The sequence below is a fragment of the Pedobacter kyungheensis genome (assembly GCF_000812965.1).
GTDB lineage: Bacteria > Bacteroidota > Bacteroidia > Sphingobacteriales > Sphingobacteriaceae > Pedobacter > Pedobacter kyungheensis.
Map to the genome: position 1 here is coordinate 1 of NZ_JSYN01000043.1, position 19,521 is coordinate 19,521.

General features: G+C 43.3%; 10 protein-coding genes. All 10 read left to right on the top strand.

The features are described 5' to 3' along the window. On the top strand, positions 1 to 2,187 hold a 2,187-nt coding region (locus OC25_RS25155; RefSeq protein WP_039482719.1), incomplete at its 5' end, for a T9SS C-terminal target domain-containing protein. A gap of 12 nt (positions 2,188 to 2,199) precedes the next feature. Next, a complete protein-coding gene (locus OC25_RS25160; protein ID WP_039482721.1) occupies positions 2,200 to 3,123 on the top strand; it encodes a PorP/SprF family type IX secretion system membrane protein in 924 nt (307 codons plus the stop codon). Between the two features lie 452 nt (positions 3,124 to 3,575). Beyond that, on the top strand, positions 3,576 to 4,088 hold the full coding sequence (locus OC25_RS25165; RefSeq protein WP_167335442.1) for an RNA polymerase sigma-70 factor: 513 nt from the start codon (positions 3,576 to 3,578) through the stop codon (positions 4,086 to 4,088). Between the two features lie 72 nt (positions 4,089 to 4,160). Further along, a complete protein-coding gene (locus OC25_RS25170) occupies positions 4,161 to 5,258 on the top strand; it encodes a FecR family protein (protein ID WP_039482726.1) in 1,098 nt (365 codons plus the stop codon). A gap of 143 nt (positions 5,259 to 5,401) precedes the next feature. After that, positions 5,402 to 8,800: a SusC/RagA family TonB-linked outer membrane protein gene (locus OC25_RS25175; RefSeq protein ID WP_039482728.1), complete on the top strand. Its 3,399-nt coding sequence runs from the start codon at positions 5,402 to 5,404 to the stop codon at positions 8,798 to 8,800. 32 nt (positions 8,801 to 8,832) lie between these two features. Next, positions 8,833 to 10,473 (top strand): RagB/SusD family nutrient uptake outer membrane protein, encoded by a 1,641-nt coding sequence (locus OC25_RS25180; protein ID WP_039482730.1) that lies wholly within the window; start codon positions 8,833 to 8,835, stop codon positions 10,471 to 10,473. Between the two features lie 57 nt (positions 10,474 to 10,530). Beyond that, positions 10,531 to 13,083 (top strand): alpha-galactosidase, encoded by a 2,553-nt coding sequence (locus OC25_RS25185; protein WP_039482733.1) that lies wholly within the window; start codon positions 10,531 to 10,533, stop codon positions 13,081 to 13,083. 8 nt (positions 13,084 to 13,091) lie between these two features. Continuing rightward, positions 13,092 to 15,329 (top strand): alpha-N-acetylglucosaminidase, encoded by a 2,238-nt coding sequence (locus tag OC25_RS25190; protein ID WP_039482735.1) that lies wholly within the window; start codon positions 13,092 to 13,094, stop codon positions 15,327 to 15,329. Positions 15,330 to 15,737: 408 nt separating this feature from the next. Continuing rightward, positions 15,738 to 16,886, top strand: a complete 1,149-nt coding sequence (locus tag OC25_RS25195; protein WP_039482738.1) for a hypothetical protein — start codon at positions 15,738 to 15,740, stop codon at positions 16,884 to 16,886. A 460-nt stretch (positions 16,887 to 17,346) separates the two neighbouring features. Continuing rightward, positions 17,347 to 19,233, top strand: coding sequence for a glycoside hydrolase family 36 protein (locus OC25_RS25200; protein ID WP_052266448.1), 1,887 nt, complete (start codon positions 17,347 to 17,349; stop codon positions 19,231 to 19,233). The last annotated feature ends 288 nt before the right edge of the window (positions 19,234 to 19,521 follow it).

Consider the following 19,521-nt stretch of genomic DNA (forward strand, 5'->3'; position numbering starts at 1 on the left):
GGTAATGCAAGCTTGAACATTGCAGATGATGATAACACCCCAGCTAACCTGGCGATCAGCATCAGCAAAGCAGCAGATGCAGCAGAACCAGCGACCAACGGTGCATTCAGCATTAGTTTACCGGCTGGCGTAACCGCTATAGAAGATATCACGGTAGCTTACAGCGTGAGTGGAACGGCAACTGCAGGAACAGACTATACCGCATTGAGCGGATCGGCTGTGATCTTAGCAGGTCAGACCAGTGTGAATGTTCCGGTACTAGTTAAAAATGATAACATCATCGAAGGCACTGAAACGGTAGTGGCTACCTTAACCGGCGCTAGTTCGGCTAACTTCAGTCTTACCGCAAGTGGTAATGCGAGCTTGAACATTGCTGATGATGATAATACGCCAGCTAACCTGGCTGTAAGCATCAGCAAAACTGCAGATGCAGCAGAACCAGCATCCAACGGTGCATTTAACATCAGTTTACCTGCTGGCGTAACCGCTACAGAAGATATCACGGTAGCTTACAGCGTGAGTGGAACTGCAACTGCAGGAACAGACTATACCGCATTGAGTGGATCGGCTGTAATCTTAGCAGGTCAGACCAGTGTAAACGTTCCGGTATTGGTTAAAAACGATAACATCATCGAAGGCACAGAAACGGTAGTGGCTACCTTAACCGGCGCTAGCTCGGCTAACTTCAGTCTTACCGCAACTGGTAATGCAAGCTTAAATATTGCCGATGATGACAATATCCCAGCTAACCTGGCTGTAAGCATCAGCAAAACAACCGACGCTGCAGAACCTGCAACCAACGGTGCATTTAGCATTAACTTACCGGCTGGCCTAACGGCGACCGAGAACATCACGGTAACTTACAATGTGAGCGGAACTGCAACCGCAGGAACAGACTATACCACTTTAAGTGGATCGGCTATGATCTTAGCAGGTCAGAACAGTGTGAACGTTCCGGTAGTAGTAAAAGACGATAACCTGTATGAAGACCCTGAAACGGTTATTTTAACCCTAACAGGCGCAAACTCAACTAACTTCACCTTTACTGCATCGGGCAGCAATGCTACGGCAACAGTTACAATAGCCGATGATGATAAGAAAGACCAGGTAATTACTTTCACAGCTTTACCGGGTAAAATTTTAGGTGATGGTACCTTTACACTTAACGCAACTGGTGGTGCATCCGGAAATCCGGTTACTTATACCAGCAGCAATCCGGCGGTAGCAACCGTTACAGGAAATACCGTAACCATAGTTGGCGTAGGTACAGCAAACATAATCGCTTCGCAGGCGGGTAATGCTACCTATAACGCAGCTGCAAATGTTACCCAGGTATTAACGGTTATCGCGCCGCTAAACACCGCCCCAACCCTGGCAGCAATTGCCAACCAGCAGGTGTGTGTAAGCGGTAGCACACAAACCATTGCATTAAGTGGTATTACAGCAGGTGCGGAGCAAAATCAAACTACTACTTTAACAGTGAGTAGTGATAATGCAGCACTGTTTACAGCGCTTTCAGTAACGCAAGGCACAGCTGGTAACGCAGTATTAAGCTACAGGTTAAACCCTGCAGGTGGTACTGCAAGCATTACGGTAACTGTAAAAGATAATGGTGGTACATTGAACGGAGGTACTGATACCTTTAGCCGAACATTTACATTAACGGCTGCTCCACTACCGCAAGTTCAGATAGTGGCTACACCAGGGACAAATGTAAGCAAGGGAGAAACCATTGAGTTAAAAGCGAGTGGTGCATTAAGCTATAGCTGGGCAACTGCTTCTGGTATTATCAGTGGACAGAATTCAGCAACGCTTACCGTACGCCCATCGCAAAATACCACTTACACCGTAACTGGCACCAATGCCTCGGGTTGTACCAGTACAGCAACGATTACCATTACCGTAGTGGAAGATTATAACCTGGTGGCCAATAACGTGCTTACACCGAACGGCGATGGTAAAAACGACTTCTTTGTGATTAAAAACATCGACATGTATCCAAATAATCAGGTACGCATATTCGACCGTGCAGGTAGGGAAGTGTATGCCAAAAAGAACTATAATAACGAGTGGGATGGTACCATCAACGGCACTCCGCTGGATGAAAATACTTACTACTACATTATAGAACTGGGTAACGGCGTAAAAGCGAAAAGAGGATTTATCACAATTGTTAGAAAATTTTAATACTTCAAAGCAATGAATACAATTAATCAATATAAAAACAAAGGATTCATCCAATGGTGTGTGGCGCTGCTCTTCATCAGCTTTCCTTTTGCGCAAAGCAAAGCACAGCTTAATCCGATGAGTGCAATCTATTATCAGAATCAGTATCTCACCAATCCGGCTATGGCCGGATTGGAACAAAAGTTAACCTTGAATGCCGGTATTCGCAGTCAGTTTAGTACTATGCCCGGTTTACCCTTTACCCAGTTTGTATCGGCCGACTACGGCTTCGCAGAAAAGCTGGCGGTGGGACTACAGGTAAACAACGACCGTGCAGGATTGTTAAAGCACACGCGCGCCGCAACTTCTTTTACTTACCACCTTCCGCTCGATCAGGGCAATCAGCACCTGAGCTTTGGTTTGGGGCTATCGTTTTCCGACGACGACATTAACATTGCCAATGTGCAGGGTGATGCCGATGATATTGATATTTATAGCGTGAACCAGCGTAAAACCTATCTGGATGCCGATTTCGGAATGGCCTACCGTACAGGCAGACTTCAGGTACAAGGTGCGGTAAATAACCTGAAACGTATATTGAAAAAAGATGCGTACCACTCATCCGATCAGCCTTTGTTCTTTACAGCAATAAGCTACCGGATACCGGCCAACTTTGCTACTGTAGAGCCTAAAGTGGCTTACCGTGGCGTTAAAGGTTACCACAATTTGCTTGATGCAGGGGTAAACATTGAGTTCGCTTCTCCATCGGTAAACAAGGTAAATGTACTGGCACTCTACCACAATGCAGGCAGTGCTACCTTTGGGATAGGCATTAACTGGAACAATAAACTGGCCGTTAATGGCATGTACACCACCAATACACGCGCATTAAGCGGTTATACCGCCGGCGATTACGAACTCGGAATCAGCTATAGCTTGTTTGGCAAACAAAAGTAAACTCCTTTAATAAATTTAAATCCCGGTTGCTAAAGTAACCGGGATTTTTTGTTACAAGCAAAAATATCCTCCAAATTGTTGAATCTTGAATCACTAAAACCGAATGTTTTTATCCATTAGGCTAATTATTTATTAACGTTAATTAGTATTTTATTCAATCATATTATCATGATCTGGCGGCTTTCTGGCTTGTAAAAGAAAGAACTGATGACAATGAAAAGCTTGCTCTTTTAGTGCTGAGCTATGTTTTTAACCTCATTTTAAAAACCAGACCAGGTACTGTTGGATGATATTAACGCGAACAATTTTATAAGGTACTATTTGTGGTAATGCTTTCAAGTTGATAGCTTTATCTTCAACTACAGGCATTCTCCCAAAAAGCTAACCAAAATCGAACCAGTCATCTGCTTATAAGAATGGATATTATTGCACTACAGCATAAGATTGCATTAATGAGAGACGAAACAGCTTACAAAAAGCTATTTCTCCATTTTTATTCTGGTCTGTTGCGCTTTAGTATTACCTATGTAAAGCAAAAAGAAATAGCGGAGGAAATTGTATCGGATGTTTTGTTAAAAGTGTGGACAATGGAAAAGGCATTGCTAGATGTTTCGAATGCCAAAGTGTACCTTTTCTGCGCAGTTAAAAATAGCTCCATTAATTTTTTGGTTAAGAATAGAAAATACACCACCTGGGATATTGATCAGGTCGCACCATCAAGTTTAGTAGAACTTTCTACGCCGATGGAAAGCATGCTGGATGCGGAATTAAAAGAAAAGATTGAAAAATGTGTTAAAGCCCTTTCTCCTAAATGCCGGATGGCCTTTATGTTAAACCGGCAGGATGGCCTTTCTTACCGCGAAGTAGCAGAGATCATGGAAATTTCTTTAAATACTGTTGACCGGCATCTGCAGCTGGCGCAGCAAAAATTAGGTGCCGCTTTGAGCGTGTATCTCGATCGTTAAAAAAATATTTAAAATTTAATTGAGGACTTTTCTCCTTTCTCTTGTCTTAGTCGGTAATAACCTTTTTTATCGATGGACGACGAACGCTTTTACTGGCTGATCAATCAGGTTAATGCCGGTAATATTTTAGACGAAGAATTGAACGAATTGCATCAACTCATGGAGCAAAATCCAGGTTTACGCAATATTTATGCCTTGCTTACGGCCAAAGCTGAGCCACAAAGCCAGACAGAAAAAGCAGAGGCCATGGAGGCATATATGGCTCATTACGCTAAAATGCAGTTAGCAGGTCACTTTGATCAGGCAGCTCAGGATTCAACACCGTCACCCGAAAATATCCCATCAGGAAAGAAAAAAACAATTACACTTTACCGCAGGCTTATTCAGGTTGCTGCAATCCTGCTTTTAATAGGGCTTCCGCTTTGCTTTATGATGTTCAGAAAACAGCGCGATACGGAATTGGTACTCATTGCAAAAAAGGGAGAAAAAAATAAGATTGTACTGGCCGATGGTACAAAAGTTTGGCTGAATGGCGACAGCAAACTTTTTTACACCAAATCATTTACCGGAGCAACCAGATCGGTTAGCTTAAGTGGAGAAGCCTACTTTGAAGTGGCTCACGATAAAAAACATCCCTTCATCATTTCAGCTAACGGTATTAAAGTGAAAGTACTGGGAACCGCTTTTAATTTAAAAGCTTATCCTGACGATGAGAACACTGAAACCACACTTATTCATGGTTTGGTAGAAGTTAGTATGGACGACCAGCCTTTAAGCCGCATTAGCCTAAAACCCGGAGAGAAGCTAAGAGTGCACAATGAGCTTAAAGACCACAAACAAGAAACGGTTAAAAAAGAACAACCAACCATTCTGTTAAGCAAATCAAATGTAGAGATTGCCGATAATAAGGCTAAAGAAAGTCTTTGGACAGAAAACAAGCTCGTTTTTGATGACGAGCCTTTTCAGAATATTGCTGTTAAGCTGGGGCGGTGGTACAATAAGGAAATTATTATTCAGGATGAAGACCTTAAACGCATTAATTTATCAGGAACCTACGAAAACTATACTCTTGAACAAGTGCTGCATGCATTACAGTATGCAGGCAGATTTAACTACCGGATAGAGAAAAATCTGGTTTATATCCAATCTATAACCCCAACTAAAAACTAAACCAAATGATATGAAAGAAACCTAAACTTTAAAAACTAAAAAAGGAGAATGTTGACGCATTCCCCTCTAATTGTGAATTGTCGAAATGGCCCCTCGCTGAACACGTAACAGCCATTTTATTAACAAAACCAAAAAACAAATATATGAAAAAAAATGAACCACAGGCCGTTCTGCAACGGCCGTACCGTTCTATGCTCAAGCTTTTGCTTATGATGAAAATTGTTGTACTTTTTATTTTATTAGGTACGCTACAAACGTTTGCCACCCGAAGCGTTGCACAAGAAAAAGTTTCTATTTCTATGCAGCAGGCAGATCTGAAACAGATTTTTAAATCCATTGAAAATCAAACCAACATTCATTTTGTTTACAATGATGAGATTTTGCCTGCCGGAAAACTATTTACTGCCAGCTTTGCCAATCAATCGTGGAAAGAAGTTTTAACTAGCGTGCTGGCCAATACAGGTATCCATTACCGCATTGTAGAAGAGAATCTGGTTGTTTTAACCCGTGGCGATCATAACCGGATTGTGGTGAGGGGAAAGGTAACCGATGCCAAAAATGTCGGTATTCCCGGGGTAAGCGTGCTGGAGAAAGGAACCAAAAACGGCGCGGTAACTAACGAAAACGGCGAATTCAATATCAATGTCACCGATGCATCTGCCGTTTTAATTTTTAAGTTTGTGGGCTATGTTACTCAGGAGCTGAATGCAAGTAATAGCTTTATGACGGTATTGCTAAAAGAAGATGCAGCAGACCTTAATGAGGTAGTAGTTGTGGGCTATGGCAAGCAGGAGAAGAAGTTTTTAACCGGTTCTGTAGTCTCCATATCGGGAAGCACAGTAAGTAATATACCGGTTTCTAATGTTTCCAATGCCCTGGCAGGCAGACTGGCTGGTCTGGTAGTGATGTCGCCAAGTGGTCTTCCTGGCGTGAGTTCTTCGGTTCGGGTAAGGGGAACTACCTCATATTCCGGTCAGGATCCGCTTTACGTAATCGACGATATTCCGCGCAGCAAGCAGGAGTTCGATTTACTCTCTCCAAACGATATTGAGAGTATTTCGGTATTAAAAGACGGTGCTGCCGCCATTTATGGGGTAAGAGGTGGTAGTGGGGTGATACTGGTTACCACCAAACAAGGTTCGGAAGGACCGGCCAAATTTAGTTTTAACATTAGTCATGGTCAATCAGATCCTACACGCATGCCTAAAAGACTAAACTCCTACCAGGACGCACTTTACCGCAATAATTACTATCTCAATCAAGGGGTTGCAGCTAACGATCCAAGGTATTACACTGCCGATGAGCTGGAGTTTTATAAAGCCGGAAAGATCAATACCGACCTTTTCGAAATGATTAGCAAAACGCCTCGTACCACCGATGCCAATTTAAGCGTAACCGGTGGCTCGCCAAATGCGAGGTATTATGTTGCTACTGGTTATTTTAGCGAAACCGGTTTATTTGATAAGCTCGAATCGAAACGCTTTAATGTACTGAGTAACCTCGATTTCAAATTTGGTAATGGTTTTTCTGCCAAGGTAAATCTTCAGGGTACCGTGCGGCCAAATACTACCCCATGGTGGTATGATGGAGTAAATACCACTACTTTGAGCGATCTTACCCGTGCAGCCATGAACTTTACGCCTTTAAGCCCGGCTTATGTAAATGGCCTGCCCGATGGAAGTTTATACCACTTTTTGGTGCCTGAAGTAATTAAAAACGGCTACATAAAAGGTGATCGTTCCAATTTGAATGGGTTCTTAAAATTGAGCTATAATCCGAACTACATAAAAGGTTTCGGAGCAGATATCAGCTATAACTATAATAAACAGGCCGATTTGTATAAAACCCGGTACCAGCCTTACACCCTTTATCTTTTCAACCGTTTTGGGGGCAACAACCACTTAATTGGCGATCAGATAATTGGCACCAAAGCCGCTGCGCAACAACCTTACGATTTTTTTCAGGAGCAGTACATTCAAAACAAAACCTATGTATTTAATGCTTCTGCCCATTACGACCATACTTTTGGTAATCACGACCTGAGTTTGCAGGTTTTTTATGAGCAATCTGAATCGGCAGGCGATAATTTCTCGGCCAAAGGCGAAAATCTTCTATCCAGCACCATCGACCAGCTTTTTGTGGCCAATAGCGATCCGGCCCGCCGCTCTTTAACCGGTACGGGAAATGAATTTGGACGGTCATCGGTTTTTGGCCGTTTAAACTACAAATTTAAAGGGAAATACCTTTTAGATGCCATTGTTCGTGCCGATGCCTCATCGGCTTTTGCCCCTAAAAATAAATGGGGATATTTTCCTTCACTATCGGGTGGATGGATTTTATCTGAAGAGCCCTTTATTAAAAATGCGATGCCGAATGTAGATAACCTGAAAATCAGGGCAGGTTATGGTTTGCTCGGTTATGATAATATCGACCTTTCGCAATGGTACTCTTATTTTTCGTTGCAAGGCAGTGCCGTTTTTTCAACTCCGGTAAATACCATTGCACCGCAACGCTATCCTAATCCGGATATCAAATGGCAAAAAATAGCGACCACCAACGTGGGCTTGGATGCCAGTTTTTACAAAGGGTTAATTAGCGGTAGCCTGGATTTATTTTATAAAAAAACATCCGATCTTTTAGTCGCCAATCAAACCGTAATTCCATCTACATTTGGTATTGCACTGGCTCAGGTTAATTACGGGCAGGTGAATGCCAAGGGCTTTGAGCTAACCCTGAGACACGATAATCAGATCGGTCAGGTAAAGTATTATGTTGGATTTAACTTAGCCTATACCACGAATAAGGTAATTAAATATCCTGAGCAGGCCAATATTCCCGATTATCAACGCCGTACGGGCCGGCCGGTTAATTTCATTACCGGTTATCAGGCTAATGGCATTATCAGCAATACCGATCAGCTGGCCAATTACCTGAAACTGAAATACGGAACCAGGGCTTTCGAACTTGGTGATATTGGTTTTACCGACCTTTTTGGTCCTAACAATGGAGCTCCTGATGGCATTATCAACGCGAATGATAATGTGGTCTTATCTAATCTGTCTTACGATCCACGGATTACCTATGGCATTCCACTGGGCGCATCGTGGAAAGGATTTGATTTGGGGGTATTGTTGCAAGGCGTAGGTGCACGCAAAGTAATGTTAAGCGACAGGAGTCAGTGGCAGGAGCAAAATGTACTGGCCTTTTGGGCCGATTTCTGGTCGCCACAAAACCCTGGTGCAGCTTATCCTAAAATTGGAGGCTTAAATGGAACAGAAGGTCCTGCGTCATCATTCTGGTTACGTAGCGGTAACTATCTACGGGTAAAAAGTCTGGAATTGGGTTACACATTACCTGCGAGGGCAACCAAAAGTATTGGTTTAGAAAAATGCCGCTTGTTTTTAACCGGAACCAATCTTTTCATCATCAGTGATGATATTAAGATGTACGATCCGGAATTACCAACAAATGAAACAGGTTATGGTGCATTTCAATACCCGATGCTCAGAACCATTTCTGCAGGTGCAAGTATTTCTTTTTAAACAATGTTAAGCCCAATTAAAAAGATCAGAACATGAAAAAAATATGCTTTAAAATATGCTTTCTAGCTGTGGCGCTTGTAATGGCCTGGAGCTGCAAAAAAGTAACAGAAAAGAACGATATCAATAATATTCAGGATGCTTTGGTGTGGCAGGATACGGTTTTAATAACGGCCTTTGCCAATAACCTTTACCTGGATGTGCCCTCGTGGGACCTCAGTTTAACCGGATATACCGACGAATCGAGAAATGGCTCGCCGGTAATTAACGGTACGGTTACGCCCGATGCCAGCATTTCGTACTGGCCTTATACAGCAATCCGTAAAATTAACTTAATGATTAAACAGTTACCAACTGCTGCAGGAAGTGCTGGTTTAAAAAACAAGTTTACCGGCGAGGCTAAGTTTTTAAGGGCCTACCAATATTTTCAAATGGTGCGCAGGCATGGCGGTGTACCGATTATTACGGTGCCACAAGAACTTACCGACGATATTTTTGTGAGCAGGAACAAGACGTCTGAATGCATCAGTTTTATGGTGAAAGATTTGGATGAAGCGATTGCTTTACTGCCTTCGGTTACGCCAGGTTCAAATGTAGGGCGGGCAAGTAAAGAAGCAGCCCTGGCGCTAAAGGCCCGGATTTTGGTCGACTGGGCCTCGCCGCGGTATAACCCCAATAACGATGCTGCCCGCTGGCAGGCGGCTTATACAGCCTGTAACGAAGCATTAACCAAATTGAATGCCAGTGGCTATGGTCTTTTCGATTCGTATGGCAGCCTGTTTCTCACCGAAATGAATAAGGAGGTGATTTTTGCCATTCGCTTTGCTAATCCGGGGCGTACGCAAGGACGGGATGCCACCGTCAGGCCGATTTCAGTATCTGTAAACTCGACAGGAGGAAATCAACCTTCGCAGGAAATGGCAGATGCCTATCCGATGAAAGATGGTTCGGATGTTAATCCCGCGCTGACTTATCAGCAGCGTTTTAGTGGTCGAGACGATCGCTTTTATGCCACAATTGTTTACAACGGTGCTACTTATTTCGGTCGTAAACAGTGGACCTACGTTAACTCCGGTATTGATGGCTATCGCGATGTGAACGGCACCTACACCGGGTATTACTGCAAAAAAGCTGTCGATACCACTTTAACAGCTGCACAGGCCGGAACCTCAGGAACTGATTTTATTGCTATCCGCTATGCCGATATTTTATTGCTTACCGCCGAAGCAGCAAATGAAACCGGAAATGCCACGGTTGCTTACGATGCTTTAACTAAAATACGCGCCAGGGCTAAAATCTTACCGGGTATTAACAACCTCTATGGTTTAGCGCCGGCAATGAGTCAGGGTGATTTAAGAAGCCGCATCCAGAAAGAGAGACAGGTTGAGCTGGCTTTTGAGCAAATCCGCTTTTTTGATCTGCTGCGCTGGAATACCTTATCCAGCACGTTGAATGGCAAAACCCGTAAAGCCTTAAAGCTCATTAACCCTACTCCGGCGGTGCCGCCAACCAGCGCTACCGTATTTACAGAAAGTTTAGATCCGATTGATCTTCAGCCTATCATAATCCAGAGCAATAGTCTCTTTTACCCCATTCCGAGGAGCATAATTCAGAATAACCCTAAAATTCTGCAAAACGCTGGCTGGGAAAACGGAACTTTTGATCCCCTGCAATAAGTATCATTTAAAAGGCTGCATCACTATTTTTCGATGCAGCCTGATTAAACCACACACATGAAACTATTAAAAATAGCCCTACTGCTTTTGTTTTTTACAACAGCAAGGGCACAACAGATCCAGATTGGCAATGGGTTGGTAGAACGGAATTTTACTTTCGATGGTAAAGTCTGGAGAACCACAGCTTTCCGTAACCAGTCTACCCGGCAGCTTATACCGGTTAAAAGCGATGAGTTTTTAATCCTGGCCATGGATAAACAAAAAGGACTAACCATAGCCGATTTTACAGCGACCGGATCACCCGAAAAATATAATCGTGCCGATACTACATTTTTAACCTTTACCTATAAGCCACTTCCGCAGGTAACTAAAGATCCGGTTGCCCCACAACTGATTAAAGTGCAGTACAGCCTGAAAAAGGGCGAAAATTTTCTGCGCAAACAATTACAGCTGCTTTATAAATCGGCAGCAACCGTCGATCGTTTAGAAGTTGAGCGTTTAACCATTGCGCAGGAGCAAAAAGGAGGAGGAAAAGGCGAGCCGGTTTTTGCGGGCAATCAGTTGTTTTTAGGATTGGAATATCCTGGGGGTTATGCCCGACGTACAGATGGCAATACCCCTAAAGATTATGGCCGGCACTACGAAAAAGTTGGCAATTACAGTGATATTAACCTCGAGGGAAGAGATATCGACCATCAGGGAGGCAAAGGACTGATCCGTTTGATGCATTTTCCGGGATTTGCCCTGAAAAAGGCAGATAACCGGTATGAAATTAACAGTAAAACCGCTGTAAATGGTTTTTCCCTGAACAATCAATCGGCAGAAATGGCTTTTATGACTTATTTGGAAGGATTGTGGAAAAAGCCGAAGTCTTTTCTGCATTACAACAACTGGTTTGAACCAAAAGCAAAAGATTTAAGTGGCGATGGGCTGATTGATATTTACCGGGAATTTAAAGCTGCTACAGCTCCTTACGGCATTAATTTAGATGCCGTAGTGCCTGATAACGGCTGGCAAAACACCAAATCGGTTTGGGACCCGCTGCCGAAATTTTTTCCCAACGGAATTAAAGATGTTAAACGGTTAAGCGATCGCTTAAAAGCCGAAGGAACAGGTTTTGGCCTTTGGCTTTCCATTAATGGTTACGTCAATAAAATAGACTGGGGCCTGGCCGAAGGATATAGCGAAGCCAAGCCTAATGCCTATTTTGCCAAATTTGGTCGCTACTACAGCCTTTCTTCTACCAAATACAAGGACACGGTATTGAAGAAAATTCCCTTGCTGGCAAAAGAAACCGGAACCATTTATTTTAAACACGACTTTAATCAGTTAAGTGATCTGGCGCCGGGTAATAACCATCCTCCAACCGATCGGCATGGTCACGAAGCCAATCTCGATGCCTGTCTCGAAGTGTTGGTGGCCACCCGTAAAATGAATCCCGGTATCTATCAGAACATGACCAACTGGGTGTGGTTTTCACCCTGGTGGCTAAAATATGCCGATGCCCTGTGGATGCTGGCCGGTGATGACGGAACCAATGGAAACTGGCCCGAAATCTCAACACGTGCCATGGCCTCAACCGATCGCGATACCTATTTATGGCGCATGTGGGGAAACCCTGCCGACAGGCCTTTGGTACCCATTTCGAGATTAATGACGCATGGTATTATCAAAACCAGCGACGGCCGGATGGAAAGCAAGAGCGATAACCTTCAGGATTGGCAGGAATACGTATTAATGCATTATGGCAGAGGTACGCTTTTAAAAGAGTGGTATATTTCGCCCTCTGCCATGCAACCTGAGGAGTGGAAAGCATTGTGTACCGTGCACAATTGGGCAAAAGCACACCAGCAGGCATTAAACAATACCTTTTATGTAGGTGGAAGGCCAGATGAAGGCAGCGCTTATGGCTATATGGGCTGGAAGGGAGATAAAGGTGTTTTAGTGGCCCGTAATCCGGATGCGAAAACACAAAAACTCCGTATTCCTTTTAACCAGAGCGTGCATGTTAGCGGGAAGAACGGAACCGTTTTTCATGCCGATGTGGTATTTCCCTATGCCGATGCCTATCCTCAAAATTTTACCGCAGGGCAGGATATCGAAATCATTTTGCCAGGTTATGCCACCATGGCTTTCGAGTTTGAAAAAGGCGAAGCCGGAAATGCCGTTCCGATGCCAGCCTTGCCGGTATACCATACCAGTGAGCAGGCTGATGGTTCCACCACTGAGCTTACACTCCCAACAACTGTACCCGATCGCTGCGACCTCCTGGTTACCGGTTTTCCTAATCTTCCGGAGCTGAGCATAGATGGAAAGCCTTTAGTGCCCGCGAGAACCAGTAAAGCTAAAATAAACAATTTTGCCAGTTACGCCCTTGCAGGTATGCCCAGTGCTCAGGCAAAACCATGGAACATGGCCAGTTTTGATTTAAAACCTTATTTGGGTAAGAAAATTAAGATCAGCTACAAAGGTGCCGGCGCCTTTAAAAGCTTTTTACTGATAGAGCAAGCTGTCGCCGGCAAAAAAGTTCCGGCCGGAAATGATATCCTCTGGCCGATAACCAATAACAGCCGGAGGCAAACTATCCCACTAATTAATAAAACACATTAAAGAGAATCATGAAATTCATACCAAAAATAATATTGTACCTGCTGCTGATAATTCCAGCAACAAATGCCCTCGCTTCAGATTTTGAAACAGGCACCCAGGCGCTCATTAAACGTGTAATACCAAAGCATGCTGCTTTTTTTCAGGTAGCAGAAATTCCTGCAGAAGGAGATAAAGATATTTTTGAAATAGAGGGCAAAGGAAATAAAATTGTGTTACGTGGAAATACACCGGTTGAGGTAGCCTCGGCTTTAAACTGGTACCTCAAATATTATTGCCATGCACAGCGTTCGTGGTGCGGCGATAATATGGATTTGCCTGCTAAACTTCCCATTCCGGCCAAAAAAGTGCGGATTACTTCGCCTTACAAAGATCGGGTGTATTTAAACTACTGTACTTTCAATTACTCGATGAGCTGGTGGGATTGGGAACGCTGGGAAAGGGAAATAGACTGGATGGCCATGCAGGGCATTAACATGCCGTTAGCCATTACCGGACAAGAGGCCGTTTGGCAAAATACCTTGCGCAAATACGGGATGAATGACGAAGAGATCCGTTCCTTTTTAGTGGGGCCGGCCTATTTTGCCTGGCAGTGGATGACCAATATTGAAAGCATTAACGGCCCTTTACCACAAAACTGGATCGACAGGAGCATTGTTCTGGGGCAACAAATCCTGTCCCGCGAGCGGCAACTGGGGATGAAACCCATTCTTCAGGGTTTTACCGGTTACGTGCCCATTAAACTCATGGAAAAACAGCCACAGGCCGATATTCGTAAAAAGGCAGTTTGGTTTTATGTTGGTCCCGGAACGGCGCAGCTTAATCCTTTAGATCCCTTGTATGCCCGCATGAGCAAAACTTTTATTGAAGAGCAAACCCGCCTTTTTGGCACCAACCACATTTATGCTGCCGATCCTTTTCATGAAGGTAAGGCACCTGTAGCCGGTGATGAATACCTGGCACAGGTAGGAAAAGCGATTTATACCACTACAGCAAGTGTCGATCCCAAAGCTGTAATTGCCATGCAAACCTGGAGCATGCAAAAAGCCATTGTGCAGTCCATTCCGCCCGATCGGATATTGATGCTGGATTTGAATGCTTCTAAATGGAAAGGCAGCGAAGCTTTCTGGGGAAGGCCATGGGTAGGTGGGATCATTCACAACTTTGGTGGTAACACGGCCATGGGTGGCGATTTAGATGCGGTATTGGCAGCCTACCCCGATATTTTAAACCAACCTGAAAAATCGAAACAGTTTCAAGGGATTGGCATGTTTCCCGAAGCCATAGAACACAACCCTATTATTTATGATGCAGCTGCAGAAATGGCCTGGAGAAAGGAAAAACCCGATACCAAAAAATGGATGGACGATTACCTGCTGGCCAGATACGGCAGTAGCGATGAAAAAGTAAGTTTAGCCTGGGATACGCTGCTACACACCACTTATGGTAAAAGTGGCATTGTAACCTTTATGGAAAGCAGCATTTGTGCAAGACCAGCGTTGAAAGTAAATGGAGCATCGCCAAACGGCGCATTAAATTCGGAAAAGAAATACCGTTTTAAAAGCTTATGGGAAGCTCTGGTACTCCTGCAACAAGCACCTGTAAATATTAAAAACAAAGCCACTTATCGCTATGATCTGGTCGATTTAACCCGCCAGTGCCTGGCTGATTTAGCCATTCCCATGCAAAAAGAAATGGCCGATGCCTATCGCAACGGAGATAAAGCTGTGTTTGCCAAAACTGCAAAAGAATACCTCTCGTTAATGGATGATTTTGATGAGTTGTTGGGTACACGCAAAGAGTTCCTTTTGGGTAAATGGATTGCAGATGCCCGCTCAATAGGAAAAACTGAAGCTGAAAGTGATCTTTATGAGAAAAACGCCCGGGCTTTGATTACCATTTGGGGCCCTTATAACGAAAATGCCATTCAATATGATTATTCTGCAAGGCAGTGGAATGGTATGGTTAAAGATTTTTATAAAGTAAGGTGGCAAAAATTTATTGATTTCTTAACACTCGAGCTTCAAAAAGAAGAGAAAGACCGTTATAAAGAAGAAAAAATCAATCACCGCTTTAACCGCCCAAGTAATACTGCAAATGACTTTTATAAGGCCATGGCCAAATGGGAGGCTGACTGGAGCGAGCGAAATGATAAACATTTTAACAATCAGCCAAAGGGCGATGAAATAAAAACTGCGGTGCAGGTGTATCAAAAATGGTTGCCTGCAGCAAATAGACTGTTGAAGTAGAAGCAAATCACAAACGATCAAATCAAATGGCCGGGAAACAATCCTGGTCATTTGTGTTTTGGCTTGTAATTCACATTGTTTTAAGGTGTTTTTTTTGTTTAAAGCTTTTGTCTTGCGATTTTATTTCTAAAAAAAAGCGGATTTTATCAAAATTGATCGGTTGACTGAATAAAATATCTAAGAATATCAAATTTTAATGGCTGTAAATTGTTAAAAGTGACTTTTCGGGTCGTAAAAGTAGCTTAAAATGTTGTATTTTATGTTTTTGTTGTAAACAAATGTATATTTGTACTAAACTTATTCGGTTGTCTATTTAATTGTTAGCTTATGTTAATCACAATGCCAATTTATTTTGGTATAAATGGATGATGCCTTGAAAAGCTTTACATATACCTATAATATACATCAATGAAAACAAAAAACTACCTATTAAAAAAAAACTACGTATTAAAAAGACTGATGATTTTCAGTTTAGCACTATTGGCAATCGGATGTAAAAAAAATCCCCCCGAGCCGGTAGAACCGACAATTACAACACCGAGTTACGCTTTTACAGGCACCGATGCCAGCGAACTGATGTATGAGGATGGAGAAGAAATGTCGATGATGACAGATAAAAGCAGGCGTTTTGACGTGAGTAAGGTATTGCGCATTACCGCTATTAACAATACCACTATCGAGGTGGCCAATTTTGCTCCTGTAGACATTAGCGATGCCACTATTTTGGCTACTATAGCTGGCCGCGACCAAAAGATTCAGCTATTCAAAATCGGTACAATAAAAGGACATCGGATCAAACAAATCCAATATCCGTTTATTACCGGACAGGATGTTTACCTGGATGTGAATAACCATGAAGTAAACCTATCGGCCTATAAAACAGAAGGGATTAAACCAGCCGATATCAGTTTTGAATTTACAGGCACCAGCCCACTAATCGCAAAGCTTAAAAAATTAAGCATAATCAAATGGAAGCTAAAAATGCATGACTTTGATCCCAATAATGCTGATAATGACTGGTTGGATGAACCTACGGCAAAACAGTTCAGGATGTTGACCGGTTTCATGATCAATTTTGCCTATATGTATACCGATTCTTTGCTGCGTAGCCGTTTGATTAACGAACCGATTACAGGCGATGATGGTAAAACGTGGCTTACTACCGCAGAAAAGGAAGCTGATTGGCTAAAGGCACAAGCGGTTACCAATATCAACTGTGGTTTAACCGATACCCGGAAAGTTAACGGTTTAGGTGGAGGAAGTAGTATTGGTTTGCCCGATTGGCTTACTTTAAATTATATGAGCACAAGCTATTCTACACCTTTTCACGAATTTGGGCATATTTTGGGCTATAGTCATGCTTCAAGTATGACTTATCCCCAGAATAACCACGGAGTTGTGCCGGTTTTTATGACACGGCAGGATGAAATGATGGCTTCAGGAGATTTTCCGGTACGCCTGGATAATTATTACCAGCGGAGTGATCTTCCTGCACCGAAAGTAAGCTTTGCCCTCGCTCAAAAAGCAAAAGAACAGATGCAGGAATGCCTGCGCTAAAGGTCGCCGTTATGATTACAGGCATCTATGTCTTCTCAAAACACACATCGCCACAGTTCTCTGCGGCGATGTGTATTTAATAATTTGACCATGAAAATAACCGTTGGTCAGCCCTGCCTTGCAATGGCTAAAAAAATAAATACGAATTCACCCGAAATGCGGCTTGCCCGGTAGAGAAAATAAGGCTAAACCAATGTACCGGTGTTTTTAAAATTCTGGTTGCCCGATACAGCCACGTCTTTAAAAGCTAATATTGCGTAATAAGCAGCTAAAATAGCTGAAAAAAATATCCATGAAATAGCTGAAGTTTGATAAACTAACCAAATGATAATCAGTCAACTTAAGCCGGCCTGTTTTCGGCTTTACAGCACTTCCTGTCGCCCAAGATAAATAGGGATAGGCAAGTGCCGACCACACTATTTGGTTCTTTAGAAGACATTATTTTAAGATGATGAAGAATATGAAAAAGTCTGGAATGTTTTGCCTGCTGGTACTCTTATCTATACAGGTGATAGCGGGCATACCTGTCTCAAAAACTGCCGAAGCTTTCCTGTCAGATTTAAAGCAATCAAAACCCAGCATAATTTTAGCCGATGGGAGCAAGGCCGATGCCGCAACTGCCATAGTTAGCCGCATCTGGAAAGGTAATTTATGTGCGCTTTCTGTTAAAAATACTTCAGGCAAGCCGCTTGCTATACGCGAAGTGATCGTTTTTGATTTCAATCACGGACTGGATGCAAATACACCCATTTATGGCGAGAGTTTCCAAAAACTAGGGCAGATAGGCGGTACACTGGCTAAACCCGAAGATTGGGGCTCTTATTCAGATCGTGCCCATTATAAAATACCCGAGCCTGAGGGCATGCGCACCGCTTATGGCATGCTTACCTTGCAACCACAACAGGCCGATCGGCTTTTAGTAGCTACAACCTCTTGTAACCGTTTTATTTCGCGTTTTTCTTTCGATGCCAAACGCCTCCGCATATCAATGGATTGCGAAAACCTGGTGTTAAAACCCGGTGAAACCTGGAATCTCGAAGAGTTTATGGCCATTGCCGGCCCGGATAGAGAAAAACTTTACGACCAGCTAACCCAGGCCATTGCTGTACATCACCCCAGACTGGTATTTAAACCCATCCCAATGGGCTGGTGTTCGTGGGTATGCTTTGGGCCAAAAGTTACGGCCAAAAATGTGTCAGACAATACCGACTGGATTGCCAAAAACCTACCCGAATTAAAATATGTACAAATAGACGATGGCTACCAGCCCTGGATGGGCGACTGGTTGGAAACCGGTACTGCTTTTGGCGGTGGTGTAGCCAATGTATTAAAAGAAATTAAAGCTAAAAAACTCGAGCCAGCCATTTGGGTAGCACCTTTTATTGCCAGTCCGCAGTCTAAATTGTTTAAAGAACATCCCGATTGGATGGTAAAAGATGAAACAGGTAAACCCATGCGATCAGACAAAGTAGGCTTTGGTGGCTGGCGGCAAGGTCCATGGTATGCGCTTGATGGTACGCACCCGGAAGTGCAGCGGTACTTTACGGCGCTGTTTAAAACCATGCGCGAAAAATGGGGCTGTACCTATTTTAAATTAGATGCCAACTACTGGGGCGCTATTCATGGCGGTGTGCATTACGATAAATCTGCTACCCGTATTGAAGCCTACCGTCGTGGTATGGAAGCCATCCGTAAAGGGGCTGGCGATGCTTTTTTGTTGGGCTGTAATCATCCCATCTGGGGCTCGCTGGGCTTAATTCATGGTTCACGCAGTTCTATGGATATTACCCATGGCTGGGAATCTTTTGCAAGTATTGGTAAAGAAAATCTGCTAAGAAGCTGGCAGAATGGCCGCTTCTGGTGGAACGACCCCGACTGTATCCTGTTAACCAATGGAGGAGCCAATGGTGTAATGGATAATGCCGGCAACTTTACTGCGGATAAGGATACCAAACCGGCAATCCCCGAAAACGAATTCCTGTTTCATGCAGCCAGTATATACGCTACCGGCGGACTGTTGCTAAGCGGCGATAATTTACCTGCCATTAGTCCGGAGCACCTGGTTATTTTAAAGAAACTGATTCCGCCAACCGGTGTGGCCGCCAGGTTCGAAAACGAAAAGTTTGAAATAGGCACCACGGTGTTAAAAAGCGAGACAGTTTACTCGGTGTTTAACTGGGGAAATACAGTCGCGAAACGCACCATACAATTACCAGCCGGAAAATACAGGCTTACCAATAAATTTACCGGCAAACTGATTGGCATCTACCAGAAGGCGTATGTAATTAATGATATGGCAGGGCGTAGCGGGATGTTGATCACTGCTAAAAAAGTTTCAAGTCAATAAGATTTTATTTAAACACAATACAAAAATCCCTCAGTATTAGACCTGCAGATATTGTACTTTTCGGAGATTGCTACGGCGTGGGCACATGTTTTGCAATTCCATTTGCATGTTTAAGGCTTTATTTAATTCCAATCAGGACAGTGTTTTTCAACCTGGCCAAATGCTAACGGTAGAATATGCCATTTAAATCGATTTTATGAGGCATTATTTAACGTTTTTTCTATAGTGGAATTTGTGCAACTCTGCTGTGGTACAAGGATTTTACAGAAAGGGCAGGAATAATTGCTT

Coding starts and splice junctions, on each gene's coding strand:
- OC25_RS25160 (WP_039482721.1), top strand. CDS start 2,200: ATGAATACAATTAATCAATATAAAAACAAAGGATTCATCCAATGGTGT.
- OC25_RS25165 (WP_167335442.1), top strand. CDS start 3,576: ATGAGAGACGAAACAGCTTACAAAAAGCTATTTCTCCATTTTTATTCT.
- OC25_RS25170 (WP_039482726.1), top strand. CDS start 4,161: ATGGACGACGAACGCTTTTACTGGCTGATCAATCAGGTTAATGCCGGT.
- OC25_RS25175 (WP_039482728.1), top strand. CDS start 5,402: ATGAAAAAAAATGAACCACAGGCCGTTCTGCAACGGCCGTACCGTTCT.
- OC25_RS25180 (WP_039482730.1), top strand. CDS start 8,833: ATGAAAAAAATATGCTTTAAAATATGCTTTCTAGCTGTGGCGCTTGTA.
- OC25_RS25185 (WP_039482733.1), top strand. CDS start 10,531: ATGAAACTATTAAAAATAGCCCTACTGCTTTTGTTTTTTACAACAGCA.
- OC25_RS25190 (WP_039482735.1), top strand. CDS start 13,092: ATGAAATTCATACCAAAAATAATATTGTACCTGCTGCTGATAATTCCA.
- OC25_RS25195 (WP_039482738.1), top strand. CDS start 15,738: ATGAAAACAAAAAACTACCTATTAAAAAAAAACTACGTATTAAAAAGA.
- OC25_RS25200 (WP_052266448.1), top strand. CDS start 17,347: ATGAAAAAGTCTGGAATGTTTTGCCTGCTGGTACTCTTATCTATACAG.